Annotated in this window: 17 protein-coding genes and 1 riboswitch; of the genes, 3 read left to right on the top strand and 14 right to left on the bottom strand. The window is 35.9% G+C overall.

What is annotated here, in order from left to right; all coding sequences use genetic code 11:
• Positions 1–51: 51 nt before the first annotated feature.
• The 4 genes from KYG33_RS11740 to KYG33_RS11725 are packed head-to-tail and all read right to left on the bottom strand — an operon-like array spanning position 52 to position 2,567.
• Complete coding sequence (locus KYG33_RS11740; protein ID WP_219073261.1) at positions 52–666, bottom strand: class I SAM-dependent methyltransferase; 615 nt, start codon at positions 664–666, stop codon at positions 52–54.
• Complete coding sequence (locus KYG33_RS11735) at positions 666–1,256, bottom strand: hypothetical protein (protein WP_180564623.1); 591 nt, start codon at positions 1,254–1,256, stop codon at positions 666–668. Before KYG33_RS11735 ends, KYG33_RS11740 begins: the two co-directional genes overlap by 1 nt.
• Positions 1,246–1,716 (bottom strand): RNA polymerase sigma factor, encoded by a 471-nt coding sequence (locus KYG33_RS11730; protein ID WP_047386138.1) that lies wholly within the window; start codon positions 1,714–1,716, stop codon positions 1,246–1,248. Before KYG33_RS11730 ends, KYG33_RS11735 begins: the two co-directional genes overlap by 11 nt.
• Positions 1,716–2,567 carry an alpha/beta fold hydrolase gene (locus KYG33_RS11725; protein WP_077418918.1) on the bottom strand — a complete coding sequence of 284 codons (852 nt, stop codon included), beginning with the start codon at positions 2,565–2,567 and terminating at the stop codon, positions 1,716–1,718. Before KYG33_RS11725 ends, KYG33_RS11730 begins: the two co-directional genes overlap by 1 nt.
• 368 nt (positions 2,568–2,935) lie before the next feature.
• On the opposite strand from KYG33_RS11725, the gene KYG33_RS11720 reads away from it, so the two are divergent.
• Positions 2,936–3,433, top strand: a complete 498-nt coding sequence (locus tag KYG33_RS11720) for a GNAT family N-acetyltransferase (RefSeq protein WP_180564621.1) — start codon at positions 2,936–2,938, stop codon at positions 3,431–3,433.
• A 10-nt stretch (positions 3,434–3,443) separates the two neighbouring features.
• Here KYG33_RS11720 and KYG33_RS11715 read toward each other — a convergent pair whose 3' ends face one another.
• Positions 3,444–4,118: a DUF4919 domain-containing protein gene (locus tag KYG33_RS11715; protein ID WP_077418920.1), complete on the bottom strand. Its 675-nt coding sequence runs from the start codon at positions 4,116–4,118 to the stop codon at positions 3,444–3,446.
• 220 nt (positions 4,119–4,338) lie between these two features.
• Here KYG33_RS11715 and KYG33_RS11710 point away from each other — a divergent pair, with 220 nt between their 5' ends.
• Entirely contained in the window at positions 4,339–4,554 is a 216-nt protein-coding gene (locus tag KYG33_RS11710) for a hypothetical protein (RefSeq protein WP_077418921.1), read from the top strand.
• Between the two features lie 60 nt (positions 4,555–4,614).
• On the opposite strand, the gene KYG33_RS11705 is transcribed toward KYG33_RS11710, so the two are convergent.
• Complete coding sequence (locus KYG33_RS11705) at positions 4,615–5,907, bottom strand: MFS transporter (protein WP_077418922.1); 1,293 nt, start codon at positions 5,905–5,907, stop codon at positions 4,615–4,617.
• 106 nt (positions 5,908–6,013) lie between these two features.
• Entirely contained in the window at positions 6,014–6,766 is a 753-nt protein-coding gene (locus KYG33_RS11700) for a DUF3575 domain-containing protein (protein WP_219071800.1), read from the bottom strand.
• Positions 6,767–6,933: 167 nt separating this feature from the next.
• Here KYG33_RS11700 and KYG33_RS11695 point away from each other — a divergent pair, with 167 nt between their 5' ends.
• Positions 6,934–9,018: a TonB-dependent receptor domain-containing protein gene (locus tag KYG33_RS11695; RefSeq protein WP_219071799.1), complete on the top strand. Its 2,085-nt coding sequence runs from the start codon at positions 6,934–6,936 to the stop codon at positions 9,016–9,018.
• A gap of 63 nt (positions 9,019–9,081) precedes the next feature.
• On the opposite strand, the gene KYG33_RS11690 is transcribed toward KYG33_RS11695, so the two are convergent.
• The 7 genes from KYG33_RS11690 to KYG33_RS11660 form a co-directional block, all read right to left on the bottom strand.
• Positions 9,082–10,083: a T9SS type A sorting domain-containing protein gene (locus tag KYG33_RS11690; protein ID WP_077418925.1), complete on the bottom strand. Its 1,002-nt coding sequence runs from the start codon at positions 10,081–10,083 to the stop codon at positions 9,082–9,084.
• Positions 10,084–10,220: 137 nt separating this feature from the next.
• Positions 10,221–10,868 (bottom strand): 3,4-dihydroxy-2-butanone-4-phosphate synthase, encoded by a 648-nt coding sequence (gene ribB / locus KYG33_RS11685; protein WP_047386148.1) that lies wholly within the window; start codon positions 10,866–10,868, stop codon positions 10,221–10,223.
• Between the two features lie 92 nt (positions 10,869–10,960).
• Positions 10,961–11,086: riboswitch (FMN riboswitch) on the bottom strand.
• A gap of 224 nt (positions 11,087–11,310) precedes the next feature.
• Positions 11,311–11,742 carry a hypothetical protein gene (locus KYG33_RS11680; protein ID WP_219071798.1) on the bottom strand — a complete coding sequence of 144 codons (432 nt, stop codon included), beginning with the start codon at positions 11,740–11,742 and terminating at the stop codon, positions 11,311–11,313.
• Between the two features lie 14 nt (positions 11,743–11,756).
• Positions 11,757–12,110, bottom strand: coding sequence for a DUF2200 domain-containing protein (locus tag KYG33_RS11675; RefSeq protein ID WP_219071797.1), 354 nt, complete (start codon positions 12,108–12,110; stop codon positions 11,757–11,759).
• A 42-nt stretch (positions 12,111–12,152) separates the two neighbouring features.
• Positions 12,153–13,397, bottom strand: coding sequence for a hypothetical protein (locus KYG33_RS11670; protein WP_219071796.1), 1,245 nt, complete (start codon positions 13,395–13,397; stop codon positions 12,153–12,155).
• A 494-nt stretch (positions 13,398–13,891) separates the two neighbouring features.
• Positions 13,892–14,395: a DinB family protein gene (locus KYG33_RS11665; RefSeq protein ID WP_077418929.1), complete on the bottom strand. Its 504-nt coding sequence runs from the start codon at positions 14,393–14,395 to the stop codon at positions 13,892–13,894.
• 42 nt (positions 14,396–14,437) lie between these two features.
• Positions 14,438–14,821, bottom strand: coding sequence for a 5-carboxymethyl-2-hydroxymuconate Delta-isomerase (locus KYG33_RS11660; RefSeq protein ID WP_219071795.1), 384 nt, complete (start codon positions 14,819–14,821; stop codon positions 14,438–14,440).
• Positions 14,822–14,925 lie beyond the last annotated feature (104 nt).

Here is a 14,925-nt window from a genome sequence, read left to right as displayed (position 1 = left end):
GTCATCAATGACTCTCTTTATTTATTTTTTAAATAGAATATATACGAATACTTAATGCTTTTTAAAACTGCAGAAAACAAAATTCTGAACGGTCTCAAAAGGAGTGGTATGATCTTCAGTAATACACTTTATTTTTGTAAAAGTTTTTTCAAATTTTTCATACAATGATCCTTCATCATACTGTTGAATATCCAATCCGCTGCATTTGGCAGGACTGTTTTTAGAAAAAGTTCCAAGGATAATAAAGTTATTAACATTCTTTTCCGCAATATCAACATATTTTGAAACCTGTTCCGGAGTTGTCAGAAAGTGAAAAGCAGCTCTGTCATGCCAGATATCATAGGTTTCCGTTGGGTTGAAAGCGATAATATCGGTTGCAATCCATTTTACTTTACCGGCAGCATCTCCCAGTCTTTCCTGTGCTTTTTCCAGCGCTTTGGCAGAAATATCAAGTACTGTAATATCCTCATAGCCTTCTTCAAGAAGAAAATCAACAAGGTTGCTGTCGCCACCGCCGATATCGATAATCTTAGCATCTTTTCCCAATCCTGAGGATTTGATAAAGGTAAGTGAGGTCTGAGGTTTTTTCTGAGTCCAGCTTACCTGGTCAGGATTTTTGGTTTCGTATACGTTTTCCCAGTGATTTTTGTTGTCAGAAGAACTCATCATTCTTTTAATTGATTATTGATCTCTTCAAATTTATTAATTAATTCGTTAAGTTTTCCCTGTTGTTTCTTTATTGTTTTGGGCCTTAAATAAAACCAATTGAAAGCAATCCATGCGAATGTTACCACATAAGCCAGCATGCCTGAACCAAGTGTCATTCTGGACGTGTATTCATACATGTAAAAACATATTCCCAGAGACAGCATAATAAAATATAAGTTGAGTATGGTGGTCTGCATAAATTTCTGCTTACGCTTTACCACATATAAACTCTGGAGATATTCATTGTTCGACTGGGTCTGATCAATTTTGTAAAAAACCATAAACATTTTATTATAGGCAAAAAGGAACATCACCATGGCCAGAATGACAAGTACAATCCCGATTTTTGTAGTAATCATCTGAGGCTGGAAACGATACCAGATATAAATAATTATTAATGAGGTGGTGATTAATGCAATATTAGCCAGGATCAGTTTACGCAGATTTTGATTTCTGAATTTTCTCAGCTTTCCAAGAAGCTCTTCCAGATTGGGTTTGTTGGAAGTCTGCTGTTTCCATATATTTTTGAAATTGATATTAGTATCCATTTTCTCTAAACTTTTGTGTTAATTTTTCTTTTATCCTGTGAATTTTCACCCGTATGTTGGATTCTGAAAGCCCTACGATATGTGCTATTTCAGCCTGTTTTACCTCTTCAAGCTCCAATGAAATAATAATCCTGTCCGTTTCCGGCAACTCCGAAATAAACTGATACAGCATTTGTATCTGAGGTTCCATAGATTCCTGCTTTTTTTCTTCCAGATTAATAGGCAGATCGGTTTTGGTAAATTTCTTTTCCTTTTCAATCTGTCGAAGGCAGTTATTAGAAGCAATTCTGAAGATCCATGTTCCTATGCTGGATTCATTTCTGAATTTCGGAAGCTGCTGCCATACAATGATAAATGTTTCCTGGGCAAGGTCCTGAGCGAGATCAGGATCATTCACATATCCCATACACAGACGGAATATCCTTTGCCAGTAGAGTTCGTATATCTCTTCAAAAGCCATTATTTCGCAGATAAAAAGTGAGTAAGCTGAGTAAAGTACCAATCCTTATCATCGTACATGATGAAGTGTAATCCTTTTGAAGCATACTGCATATTGGCATTTTTTAAATTTTTGTACTGGCCTTCAATAGTAGGTTTCAGATTGGCAAAAAATGATTCCAGAAGAATAAGAGAGGGACATTGTATATTTTTTATTTTATCTCTCAGATCAGTATTAGAAAAATCGCAGTACATTTTAGCGAATGTTTTTCGGTCAGATTTCATGCTCCAGTTGATCACCGTTTCCAGCATAGAAGTATCTGCCAGAAGACGCGGCATAGTCTGTGTCTGCATTTTGCGGAACTGATCATCGCTCATCGCGGTCAATTGAGTAATGGTAGAGGAACAGTCATTATTTTCTTTAGACGTAAAATTAGGATCAGATATTGCAGCCAGGCAAGGAAGTGTGTCTACAATGACGATTTTTCCTGCCAGCTCAGGATAATCTGCGGCAATAGCCAGGGCAAGACCACCTCCCATACTGTGTCCGATGATAATAGGTTTGTCAATTTTATTATTCTTTATATAAGCAGCAATCCCTTTTTCCCAATCTTTAAAGCTGGCGTCTGCCTGTGGTTTTGTTCCCGCAAATCCAGCCATCGTTAAAGTATAGCAAGTGAAGTTTTTTTCAAATTTTGCAGTCGTTTCGTTCCATACGTCTCCGGAAGAAGCAAACCCTGGAATAAATAGTAAAGACTGATTTCCTTTTCCGGTTTTCTTTACTTCAAACGGATACACTGTTTCCTGACCGAATATATTGCATACCGCTAAGAAAAATAACATGATAACAAGAAGGAATGTGAATTTTTTCATGATTTCTAAAGTTTTAAGGTTTATTTGTCTTTTAGAGACGAACCCTTTTAAAATGTTACACAAAATTTCATTTTTTTTTCTGAAAAAAAATAAAAAATTAATAGAATGCTTATAATGAGTGATTTACAGGTATGTAATTGATTGGTGTTTACCAGCAAGATACTTTGATTATGCCAATTATAAAAGCTGTAAGAGATATGAAATGAAATCTTTAAAAATAAACATTTTGCCCTATATTTACAGAATATGGATGGATTTGGTAAACTTGTTGAATCGGGAACTTTAGTATCAATAAAATAAGAACCCAAAACTACTTCTAAAAAAAAATTGATTTAGAATGACATCCGTGATCAATAAATTTGTAAAAGATGAATTTACCACCATACACAGATTTCCCTACAATAATCGGAGAAAATATTATATTAAGAAAAATCGAACCCGCCGATGTCTTTGATATTATTTCGATTTCATATTATGATGCAGTAGCTGCTGTGGGTATAACTGAAGCAGTAGCAATGCAAGATAAGATTAATGCTGATTATGATAAAGGAGATTCTATACATTGGGGAATAGCAGATAAGGTTTCCAATAAAATTGTAGGAACTTGTGGATATTATAGAGGACTGGATCAAGGCGTGGGAGAGCTAGGCTGTGTGCTTCTTCCGCAGTATTATGGGAAGGGATATATGACACAAGCAATTAAATTGGCTGTACAATTTGGGCTGGAGACTATAAAGCTCGCTCAGGTAGGAGCAATCACTTCTAATGATAATGAAGGCGCAATAAAATTAATGAATCGGCTGAACTTTATAAAAGTTGCAGATCTGCCTGATAATGAAATTGAATATCAGTATATTAAGCCCTGATTAGAACAGATTAATCTAATATTTTCCCATAAAATCTACTGATATCAAAATAAAATCCCGGGATTTTGTATTTGTCTTTTTCAAATTCCTGATAATCACATTTTCCATTATGGCTTTGTGCCTTAGTTTCCATTTGGAACCTGTTCAAAAGTACATATTCATCAGTAACAGAAATAACGTGAAACCCCGTCTCACATTTCAATCCATCACCTGAAGTGAGGATAGCGTTTAATAATCCGTGGAAATTCCCAGCGATTTTTTCAGCAGTGGCGTCGTCTTTATTTAAATGATACAGATACGCAAGATAATTCATGGCACGAAGATCCAGCGGGTTTTCATCTAAAGCATCCAGAAATAGCTGTATTCCTTTGGAAAGATCTTTTTGTGAAATGCCTTCCCCACGATAATATTTGGAAACCTCTTCAGCCTTCTTCCCGATTTTATAGGGCTGATACTCCTTTTGAAAGGTATAACCGAAGTAAAGGTGACGGTATTGGCTGCTTGTAAGGAGCGTATCATTCTGTTTTAATCTTTTTAAAAGCTTCGGATAATAGAACTCTGAGTTTTTATCCTCAATATTTTTTTGAATTAAAGAATAATCAGGTGCCTTAAATTCCATTTTTTGTGCAGACAGGAAAGTAAGCAGTGTTAAAAAGAATAAAGTGAAAAATGCTTTAATATTCATGGTTTGTATAAAGTTTTTGTGATTTTTTGATGATCTAAAAATACGGAATATGCATTAATAAGATAAAAGTTTACGGACTGTTTGTAAAAAAAACAATAAAATGTTGTCAAAGTGTTATTTTGTGTCGATAAATTTACTAACTTTATTCGGAATTTAAGAGGTTACCCCTGATATTCAAAGGGGGTACATGTAATTTTTAACTAAAAAACTTAAAATATTAATGAATAATAGTATCCAAGATGAATTTAAAGTCTTCAGAGACGAATTGAAAAAGTTAAATATCGAAGTACAGAAAGTTGTAAAAGTAGGAAACGGAAGTATGGATTTCCACGAGGTTTTCTATAAATCGCCGAGGTATGAAGAGGTAAAAAGTATCTATGTTCAGCGTCATAATCTGGACAATATGATTGAAAAATTTAAGCAAGCCTATCATTAAGAAATAGAAAGTGCGCCGCAGAGAATCTGCGGCGCACAGTTTTTATAAAGCGGTATAATATTAGTCTTTATCGAGGGTAGAAGTTTCTTTTGTATCCTTCATTCCGGCATAAACGATCAGGGAAAATAAAATACATCCAGTAATATACCAGTAGAAATAACTTTCTGTTCCTGTCTGTTTAAACCATAGGGCAATATATTCTGCTGTTCCTCCGAAAATAGCTACTGTGAGTGCATAGGGAAGTCCTACGCCCAGCGCCCTGATCTCAGAAGGGAAAAGTTCTGCTTTTACAACGGCATTAATGGAGGTGTACCCGCTGACAATGATCAGGGATGCCATAATCAGGAAAAATGCGGTCCACATTGAAGTTGTGGTACTTAAAGCGGTGAGAAGAGGTACAGTGAATAACGTTCCCAAAATTCCAAAGCCTAAAAGAAGCGGTCTTCTTCCGATTTTATCAGATAACGCTCCAAAAACAGGCTGCAGGCAGGCAAATATAAATAATGAAATAAATGAAATAAGGGTAGATTGCTCTTTAGTCAGATGAACGGTGTTCACCAGGAACTTTTGCATATAAGTGGTATAAGTGTAAAAGGCAAGAGTTCCTCCTAATGTCAGCCCAATTACCGTAAGCAGAGCTTTGGGATGCTTGAGAAGTTCTGTTACCGTTCCTTTTTTCTTTTCACTAAGTTCTTTTTTATTCTCAAATGCTTCGGTTTCATGAAGATTGGCTCTTAAGTATAAAGCGATAACAGAAAGTAATGCTCCAATAACAAAAGGAATTCTCCATCCCCATTCTTCAAGCTGGGCCTCTGTTAAAAGAAGTTTCTGTAAGATCAGCTGTATTCCCAATGCAATCAGCTGACCACCGATCAGAGTTACATACTGAAAGCTAGAATAAAATCCCCTTTTATCTTCCGATGCCATTTCGCTGAGGTAAGTGGCAGAAACTCCGTATTCTCCTCCCACACTCAAACCCTGCAATAATCTGGCGACCAGTAACAAAGCAGGAGCCAGGATTCCGATGGTTTTATAGGTAGGAGTAAGGGCAATCAGCAGAGATCCGAAGGACATCAGTAATACAGAAAGTGTCATCGCCTTTTTTCTTCCGATCTTGTCCGCAATACTTCCGAATATCCAGCCTCCAATGGGACGCATCAGAAAACCTACTGCAAATATTCCTGCCGTATTCATCAGCTGTGCATTCAGGTCAGAATCCGGGAAAAATGAATGTGAAAAATAAATAGCAAATGCAGCATAGGCATACCAATCATACCATTCTACAAGATTTCCTATAGATCCACCTATGATGGCTTTGATTCTTTGACCGGTAGTGATAGAGGATGTATTCATAAATTATTATTGTTTCAGACAAGTTTTTTGACATCCAAGATACAAATTTCAGAAAAAAATAAACCGTTCTGATATCAGAACGGTTATTAGTATAAGTTGTATGTTTTTAAAATCTGTACCCGATAGAGAGTCCGCTTCTGAAGCCTGCCCATGGACCGTCCACTTTTATTTTGGCTCCATTGGCGTTGGTTTCCACGGTGTAATCTACAAAAGGAATATCCAGATTTTCTATTTCTTTTTTTAATTGAGCCTGCATATCCGGAGTCAATACATAATCTGAGGTCATTATAAAATCACCTTTTCCGCTTCCGTAGTGAGCGCCAGCAATCCAGAAATCGAGAACAAGATTTTGACTTCTGGTGAGAAAGAATTGTACACCAACCATCAGACCTCCACTGTTTCCTTTGGTATCTCCCTGGCCTTTAAGGGGAATTTGATAGGCAATTCCATTCGGGCCATTATAATCATAATAAAAATCAAAAGTATTGGAAGTGACACTTGAATACCGATAATAAGGTGCAAAATAAAATCCTTTTCCATAGCCTTTACCGATATAAAATCTGGGTTCTATGGTGAAGTTGGTAGCTTTTACCCTAAGATTTTGAAATCTTTTCTCATCTTCATCTTTCAGAAAGGCATTGATGAATGGTACTTTCCCTTCAGGCATTGTTCCGAAACCTATGTTTACCGAAAGCCATTGGTTGATGACCCGCTCATAAGACAGGTTAATGTTTCTGAAAGCATAGGCTGTAACATTGGTCTTGATGATATTCATCTTTTCTGCCGAACTGTTTTGGGCTTCCTGAGCTCCTAATACTGAAAAAAGAAAGCACGGAATTAATATGAATGCTTTTTTCATGACTTTACTATTTTGTGATGTTAAATAATACCAGCAAAAAACGGGCTGTATTTAACATAATAATTAGAATTTAAAGAAAAATTATTGTTAAATCCTGAATATTAGCCATCATCAATGTAATACACATCGGGAATTGATTGTCCTAATAGTATAATTCATCTTTTGATATGAAAAAAACTATTTATACCATATTCTTTCTTTGCGGAACTTTTGTTTTTGCCCAGGAGAAGAAAAATGATACAGCCGATGTTGCAGCAACAAAAGAAATTCAGGAAGTTATTTTAAAATCACAACGTAAAAAACAGTTTGCGGATAAGGCCGTTTATACTTTTGATAAAGAAGCATTGGAAAGAGCACGCTATGCAAAAGATCTGCTTCGTACCCTTCCGGAATTGCAGCTGGATCCGGTAGCGAATACCATTACCAGCACTAAGGGAGGAACTACACTGTTTTTGATCAACGGGATTGAAGCTACAGATATGCAGATCAGAAGTGTTGCACCCAGTGAGGTTGTGAAAGTTGAGTATTATGATATTCCGCCGGCAAGATGGGCAACAAGGGCAGATACTGTAGTTAATATTCTGACAAGATCCACAGAAACAGGATATGTGTTCGGGGCAGATGTTTCCACGGCTTTGAATACAGGATTTGTGAATGGTTCTGCCTATGCGAATTATACAAAAGGGAAAAATAATTTTGGGCTTGAATATTCTCTGAACCTGAGGGATTATGATGACCGAAGAGTAAACAGTATTTATGATTACCAGCTGAACGGAAAGCATTATCGTTCTGATGAAAACAGGAAAGATCATTTCGGGTATACTTTCCAGAATGTTGCTTTACGCTATACGAGACTTGTTCCTGATAATTATGCTTTTCAGGCCAAACTGAATATGGATATTTTCAGCAGATTTTCAAAAGGAGTGGGGCAGAGTACCTTTAGTGAAGATGATCTGAAGGAAGAACATGCAATGTTTAAAAATAATGGTTCAGATTATGTGATTCCTAAGCTGGATCTTTATTATTCCAAAAAGATTGGTGAAAAAGATGAGCTGAGCATTAATGTAGTAGGTTCTCATTATACTACCAATACTTCAGAAACAGCGAAGGAGTGGATTACAGATTCCGGACTTTCGGTATATGATAATGATATGATTTTAAAGGCAAAGCAAACGAGCCTGGTGGGAGAACTTGCCCATACTCATGATTTTAAGGCAGGAAAACTTTCATCCGGATATCGTATTTCAAGGTCTTCTATTTCCAATGATCTGAATAACCTTGCCGGATATTCTCAATACAGTGTCAATTATTTGGAACAGTATTTTTACACAGAGTTTGCAGGAAAAGTTGATAAATTCAGCTACCGTATTGGAGCTGGTCTAACGAATATCCACAACAAAAGTGCAGAGAATACTTTTGATGAATGGACTTTTACTCCGAAGGTTATTTTAGCCTATCAACTTAAAAACAATCAGAATCTTCGTTTTACAGCTAGCTATAATCCGGTAAGCCCATGGAGTAATGCTTTGAGCAGTAATGTGGTGCAGCTGGCTCCTAATATTGTCCAAAGAGGAAATCCCTTTTTAGAATCTCAGCAGGTATTTTCTAACAACCTGACCTATTCTTTTAATAACAAGTTCTTTGATTTTAATGCAGGTTTATTTTACCGATATACCAACAGGGTAATCAATCAGTATTATGTTCAGGATGATATATTGGGAGGTTATGCGCTGACTTATGAAAACGGAAAAAACGGACAGCGGTACGGAGTGCAGCTTACAGGATCTTATAAACCTTTTGGGAATAGCCTGCTTGTAATAAAAGCTGTGATTACGCCTACTTCTGAAACGGTAAGAACCAGTACTGGTGCTCTGATTAAGAATGATTATTTAGGAAATTATTTTTCGCTTTCCTCAGAATATAAATCCTTCTCAGTTCAGTATCAGTTCAATATTCCGGTGTATAGTCTTAGCGGAGCTTTCCTGAACACGAACGAAAATCAGAATAATATTTTTGTAAGTTATAAACACAAGAACTGGACGTTTTCCACAGGCATGTACTGGATAGGGATGCCTTCAGAATACAAAACGAAAAGTTTACCGGAAAGCTTAGTGGATTATAAAGTTCATACTCAGATTATGAATAATAAGTCAATGTTTGTATTAGGACTGAGTTATGATTTCTCTAAAGGGAAAAAGACAGAGATTCAGCGGAAGCTTAACAACGAAACAGCTCCTGCAGCTACTTTTTAAAAGCAATTTTGAATGTTAATAAGAAATCCCCGCTCATTTGTAGGAGCGGGGATTTTGTTTTTATTATTTCTTGATGAATTTTGTATTCTTTGTCTCTGTAGTATTTTTCCCACTGATCTCTATGAAATAAGACGCTGGTGGAAGATCTGAGATTTGAATATTTCCGGATTTTACATCTGATGTTTTTACCAGTTTTCCGTCCAGACTGTAAATATTTGCTTTGGAATAATTATCGGTATTCCCTTTGAAACCGATAAAGTCCTGTGCAGGGTTAGGATAAACCACTAAGTTTTCTTTTTTTACTGCATTGCTGCTTGTAGCCAGAAATGCTTCGTTTAAAGCTAGTGCAGTGGCTACTGTCTGGTTGATACTTAACAATGGAACACTGATATTTCCGCTTGTAGAATTTAGCAAAGCATATCTGTGAGAAGCATCGTAATAAGCATAGGCTGTATTGGTAACTGTTCCGATAGGGTTGGCATAAATAATATCAAAAGATGCATATAGGTTAAAGTTCTGTGTGTATTTTACTCTAAGAACATTACTGTATGTTTGATTACCTATAATCAGAGTTCCATATGCATCAGCAATGGCAGCCATTGTACCGCTGAACAATCCGTTGGCAGAAGACGATGAGAAAGTTCCTTTGGCTGTATCATTTTGGGCAGGTCCGTAGGTCAATGGATAACTATTATAGGTCCCATTATCCACGTTAAAATTTAAAGTTGCCTGTGGGTTTACAATTCCCGTGATTTCCAGTTTAGTAGAAGACGCTTTGTAATAAACAGTTGTTGCCCCATCTGCCATTTTAATAGTTGAACCTGGAAAAGTCGATATTTCCGTAGAAGTAGGAGTAGAATAAGTCGTTATTGACGAAACTCCCATGATAAGACCTCCATTTGAAAATGTAACGTTAGCTCCTGTTGCGGAGTTGTTTACCACTCCGGTTACATGATTGTAATTGACAAGGTTTCCGGAAATAGGGTCATTGGCTGCTTTTGTAAGCGTGATCTGCGCAGAAAACATTGCAGAAGCTCCTAATAAAAGGAGTAAAGTTTTTTTCATAGTCAAGATTTTTTTTGTTAAAAATAATTAAAAAATAGTATCAAAATGTTAAATTTATTTGTTTTTGATTAAATTTTTAATAAAAACGCCTGCTGATCATATCAGCAGGCGACTCTGTGCGTTAAAAATATTTAAGTTTAATTGCTCATCACCATTTTACGGTAAGCATAAATGTCTTCGATGGTCACGACGCTCATCCCTTTTTTGATAGCAAAGTCCACAATTTCAGGAAGTCTTGCCATAGAACCGTCTTCATTTGTCAGTTCACAAAGTACGGCATCATCACCCAGATTGGCCATTTTTACAAGATCTACGCTGCCTTCAGTATGACCACGTCTTTCAAATACACCATCTTTTCTGGCAATCAGAGGGAAAACATGCCCGGGACTTGCAATATGCTCTGCCTGAGCACCTGCTGCCACGGCAGTTCTGATCGTTGTTACACGATCTCTTGCTGAAACACCTGATTCCACGCCTTCTCTGGCTTCAATGGAAATGGTAAATGCGGTTTGATTTTTTGAATTGTTGTTTTCCACCATCGGACGAAGGTTGAGGTGGCGGCTTTTTTCCTCAGAAATGCATAGGCAGACGATGCCGCTGCATTCGCGGATCAGAAGTGCCATATCCTGTTCTGTAATAGTGGAAGCGGGAAAGATGATATCACCTTCATTTTCGCGGTTTTCATCATCTACCAGTAGAATACCTTTTCCCTGTTGTAAAGTTGAAAGTGCTTTTTCTACACGTTCTTTGGAGGTTGCTCCGAATTGTTCTAATAATTTTTCCATGTTATTTTACTTTTAAAAGTTAAAATAGTCTTCGGTACATGGAAATGAAATACAACGCAACAAGAATCCATAAGGAATCTTATTGGTCATCTCATTTTCTTCTCCCATCCAGACTTTAACTGTCGGTTCCGGAATTTCACCAGATCAGTCCCTTCATAAGAAAGGAGTCGCGGACTGTAACCGCCGGTAGGGAATTTCACCCTGCCCCGAAGAAAACTTATACTAAGTTTTATTGTATGTTGTAATTTAAATTTTTATTTCATTGAATAGTATTTAACGCACAGACTGCTAATTTCGGGAAGTTTTTTGAAATGGAGAAGAGATTTTGTGAAATTTATGGCCTTTAAAAAGGGTAGTTAAAATCTTTATATTGTCTGTCAAAAGACTTTAGATCATTATCATCATTTTTTTTATTGAACAGTCCGGTTGATAAATTAATCTCTCACAGTCCAAAATAGAATTTTTCACTTTCATAAAGCCGTATTTGATATTTTTGCTCAAAATTCATCATAATATCAGACTGATAAGACCTTGTCACCTTTTCTTTGTTTGACCAAAAGAATGAATGATCTGAATTAATTCCCCCAGTCTTTATCTGAGCATGATCAAAATCCAGTTGACTTAATATATCTTCGAATTCCCGAATAAAGTTTTGTAGTTGCCTCGTATCGTCGATAAGCCATCTTTCTGTTCTTCCAAAAGAAATAAGAATATTGTCATAATAATATGCCGGTTCCTGAGTGGCATGGGAGAAGATTTGCGGATGAAAATAAAAATATTTGTGATCCTTCATTTTATTGTTAATGAAGTCTAGAAAACCATTATAATCCTTGTCCAGCATAATAGCTCCGTAAAAATAATTCCATTCGTACATTGAAATTTTATTTTTTATATTGTTCTCAAAATTTTTTCCATTTTCTTTCCTTTTGCCAGCTCATCAATCAGTTTGTCCAGATACCGGATATTTCTCATAAGTTCATCTTCAATTTCCTCTACACGATAGCCGCAAATAACTCCTTTAATTAATGAAACATTTGGATTCATCTGAGGAGCCTGCTCAAAGAATGTTTTAAAATCAGTTTTGTGATCCAGTATTTCCTGCAGACTTTTTTCATTGTATCCCGTGAGCCAGAATATAATCTCATGCACTTCCTCTCTACTGCGTCCCTTTTTTTCTGCTTTTTGAATATAATGTGGATAAACACTGGCAAAAGCCGTTGTGAAAATTCTGGTATTCTGCATGACTTTATTGTTTATTAATTAATATTTATATGAAGGTTTTAATTACCACTTCCAGATCTGAGGTTCATCTTTCCAGACCAGCAATCTGAATTCCTCATAATGCTTTCCATTTCCGATGGTATGAGCATCTCTGTGTCCTTTTTCTAATTTCAGTTTGTGTAAAATGCCTGAGTGTGCGGCTACCCACAGGGTTTCTTCATCATCAGAAAGTGCCATTCCTGTAATGGTAGAACCAAGGAAGTATCTCCAAAGCTGGTTTCCATTCTTATCAAAGGCTTTGATATAGCCGTAAGCGTCTCCAAGGATATAATAATCTTTTATGGCAATACCTTCATAGACTCTCATTTCCTCATCAATGAAAGTAAAGTCTTCACTTTCCGTATAGGCTTCAATATCAGCTCCTACATATTGATCAGCATTGATTCCTATGGTAATTCCATTGTAAAAATGACAGGAATTTGTAATTAGCTGGCTATCATCTTTTGCAAATAGACAAAAATGTGGATAAGACGATTGAGGTCCTATAGATCCTACAGTATTGCCTTCATGATCCAATATTCTGTGATCATAGCACTGATCTCCGACTACGATATAAGAATTGTCGTTGGATAATGCTGCATTTTCCATATCAATCTGAGAGCTCCAGTCTTCTTCATGGTCTTCATTGATGGGATGGATGAGCTTTTTTTCAGTATTTGAAACCAGGAAAATTCCGTCTGAGGAAACAATCGCTACTTTGCTTCCATCATTGAAAGGATACAAATCAGTAATTCCAAAATCTGGGTTTTCATCTAGTTCAAATTTATTGATGAGGTCTCCTTTCCAACCTTTGTATAAAGATATTTTATGAGAATCTGCAATGGCGAAAATGTTTTCCCGGTTAGATTTTCCGATGGCACGGATATTTTCATCCAGTTGTGTAATAATATCTTTATCAAGAAGATAAGCCTGCCTTTTTTCATATGATGTGCCTGTCATAAAAACAATTTTTTCATCAGAGATAAAGTGCATATGCTCAATATTCTGAGCTTTATTTTCCATTAAGGGAATAATAGGAGCATGGGCAGGTGGGAAATGTTCCCTGAAATTTTCTGTGTCTTCGTTTTTGTTAGCAGTTTTAAGCAGTTCAAAAACTTCGCGGACTATATTGGCTCTGTTATCTTCAGGTTCTTTACCTTTCCAGTTTTCCCAGCCGTTTTTTTCACCAAACTCAACCATTTCATTGATTTCTTTTGCATAGCGTTCCCCTTCTGAGAACCATTCTTTTTGGATTGTAGTGTTGTACATTGAATTTTTTTATATTAAAATTTATTGAAAATGAGGTTGTATTCCTTATCAACTAACTTACAAAAAATCTAATGATTCTGAGAGGATAAAAAACCATCCTGATTATTAGAGTAATTTATTTTTGTGGATAACCTCAAGCGTTAGTTTTAAATAATGTGGGCTAATAATTGCTGAATAATAAGGTTAAAAAAATGTACGTAAGTTATCCATAAAACTTATCCACATGATTTTATATTGTGGAAATTTACAGTAAATTAATATATGATATAAGTAATTGAATTTAATATGTTTATGAGGTTTTGTTTCAATGGGTGAAAAACTTATCCATAGTTTATCCACAGAAGTATATTGAAGCATAAAAAGTTATCCACAAATTTTTCAAGATGTGGATAACTGGTTGTTTTTAATTTAAAATATTTAAAATCAGTAGTTTAATTAGGTTTGTGCTGGGGTTCTGAAATTCTTTATCAGACTTATCCACAAAACGGATAATATTACTGCTTATCCTTATAAATATTCCAGAAGTTGAAATCTGTCATAGGAGCGTCTGTTATTCCGATATTTCGTCCCATCGTTACGATTTGCCCTCTGTGATAAGTCCCGTGAAGAATGGCGTGCTGAATATATTCATATTTTGAAAAATCACACTGAAACCATTGAGATTCTATCTTCACATTCTTTGAAAGATCGTCTTCAGAGAGACTTTCCACATAGTCTACCAGCTTTTGTGAATTGTTTTTAATAGCATTGAAAACATCTTCTTTGTTGGTAGTTTCTGTAGTTTTAGTAAAATCAAAATCATTTTTTTCAGAAATGTGACTCCACCAGTATTCCTGGGTCTGCCAGATATGGTGTAATGTTTTTAAGATAGTCGGAAAACTTGAAATTGTTTCCTGATTAAGCTGTTCGTCAGATTTTGTGGATAACCAGTCAATATATTTGTTGACTACCCAATTATTGTACTGTACGCTTTTGTTGACTAATGCTTTTAAGCTCATAATATTAGTATTTAGTTGGTGTTGGTTTAAAAAAGAAAGACATCAGAGTCCGAAATGCCGGTCGTTATTTATATTCTCAGGATTAATGAGTGCCTTGTTGCTGTATGTTGCGACTTCAAAATCATTGATATTTACAGAAAGAAAGGAAATGTCAGCCAGCAATTCAGAAAGTTTGTTGCAGATCTGTCTGGAAAGATGAGCTTTTTGTTCTGTAGTACGGCCTTCCATAATGTATCCGAAGACATGCAGGAAGTTTTTCTTATAAATGCCTAATTTATAATATTGATAGGGCTGAAGTCTGACTTTTATATCATTGGGAGCAAACAAACCCGTTGCATCAGCCGCTTCATATAAGGCATCCATTATTTCTTCAGGCGTTCTCAGCTGAAGAATTTCCTGTGAACAATCTATAATAAAATGAGGCATAGATTATATTTTGTGGTTTGATTTTGTGTGAGATAAAAATAATAAAAAATATCAACGGATATTCAAAATAAAAACCGCACTCGGAACAGTGCGGTTGAAAAATA

It is taken from the genome of Chryseobacterium sp. D764 (assembly GCF_019317325.1).
GTDB lineage: Bacteria > Bacteroidota > Bacteroidia > Flavobacteriales > Weeksellaceae > Chryseobacterium.
This window is presented reverse-complemented; position numbering and strand designations above follow the sequence as displayed.

Excerpts from the sequence above, each read along its gene's own strand:
- KYG33_RS11660 (WP_219071795.1), bottom strand. The coding sequence starts at position 14,821 with ATGCCTCATTTTATTATAGATTGTTCACAGGAAATTCTTCAGCTGAGA.
- KYG33_RS11705 (WP_077418922.1), bottom strand. The coding sequence starts at position 5,907 with ATGAATACATCCTCTATCACTACCGGTCAAAGAATCAAAGCCATCATA.
- KYG33_RS11700 (WP_219071800.1), bottom strand. The coding sequence starts at position 6,766 with ATGAAAAAAGCATTCATATTAATTCCGTGCTTTCTTTTTTCAGTATTA.
- KYG33_RS11710 (WP_077418921.1), top strand. The coding sequence starts at position 4,339 with ATGAATAATAGTATCCAAGATGAATTTAAAGTCTTCAGAGACGAATTG.
- KYG33_RS11675 (WP_219071797.1), bottom strand. The coding sequence starts at position 12,110 with ATGCAGAATACCAGAATTTTCACAACGGCTTTTGCCAGTGTTTATCCA.
- ribB (WP_047386148.1), bottom strand. The coding sequence starts at position 10,868 with ATGGAAAAATTATTAGAACAATTCGGAGCAACCTCCAAAGAACGTGTA.
- KYG33_RS11680 (WP_219071798.1), bottom strand. The coding sequence starts at position 11,742 with ATGTACGAATGGAATTATTTTTACGGAGCTATTATGCTGGACAAGGAT.
- KYG33_RS11740 (WP_219073261.1), bottom strand. The coding sequence starts at position 666 with ATGAGTTCTTCTGACAACAAAAATCACTGGGAAAACGTATACGAAACC.
- KYG33_RS11695 (WP_219071799.1), top strand. The coding sequence starts at position 6,934 with ATGAAAAAAACTATTTATACCATATTCTTTCTTTGCGGAACTTTTGTT.
- KYG33_RS11715 (WP_077418920.1), bottom strand. The coding sequence starts at position 4,118 with ATGAATATTAAAGCATTTTTCACTTTATTCTTTTTAACACTGCTTACT.
- KYG33_RS11690 (WP_077418925.1), bottom strand. The coding sequence starts at position 10,083 with ATGAAAAAAACTTTACTCCTTTTATTAGGAGCTTCTGCAATGTTTTCT.
- KYG33_RS11670 (WP_219071796.1), bottom strand. The coding sequence starts at position 13,397 with ATGTACAACACTACAATCCAAAAAGAATGGTTCTCAGAAGGGGAACGC.
- KYG33_RS11720 (WP_180564621.1), top strand. The coding sequence starts at position 2,936 with ATGAATTTACCACCATACACAGATTTCCCTACAATAATCGGAGAAAAT.
- KYG33_RS11665 (WP_077418929.1), bottom strand. The coding sequence starts at position 14,395 with ATGAGCTTAAAAGCATTAGTCAACAAAAGCGTACAGTACAATAATTGG.
- KYG33_RS11735 (WP_180564623.1), bottom strand. The coding sequence starts at position 1,256 with ATGGATACTAATATCAATTTCAAAAATATATGGAAACAGCAGACTTCC.
- KYG33_RS11725 (WP_077418918.1), bottom strand. The coding sequence starts at position 2,567 with ATGAAAAAATTCACATTCCTTCTTGTTATCATGTTATTTTTCTTAGCG.
- KYG33_RS11730 (WP_047386138.1), bottom strand. The coding sequence starts at position 1,716 with ATGGCTTTTGAAGAGATATACGAACTCTACTGGCAAAGGATATTCCGT.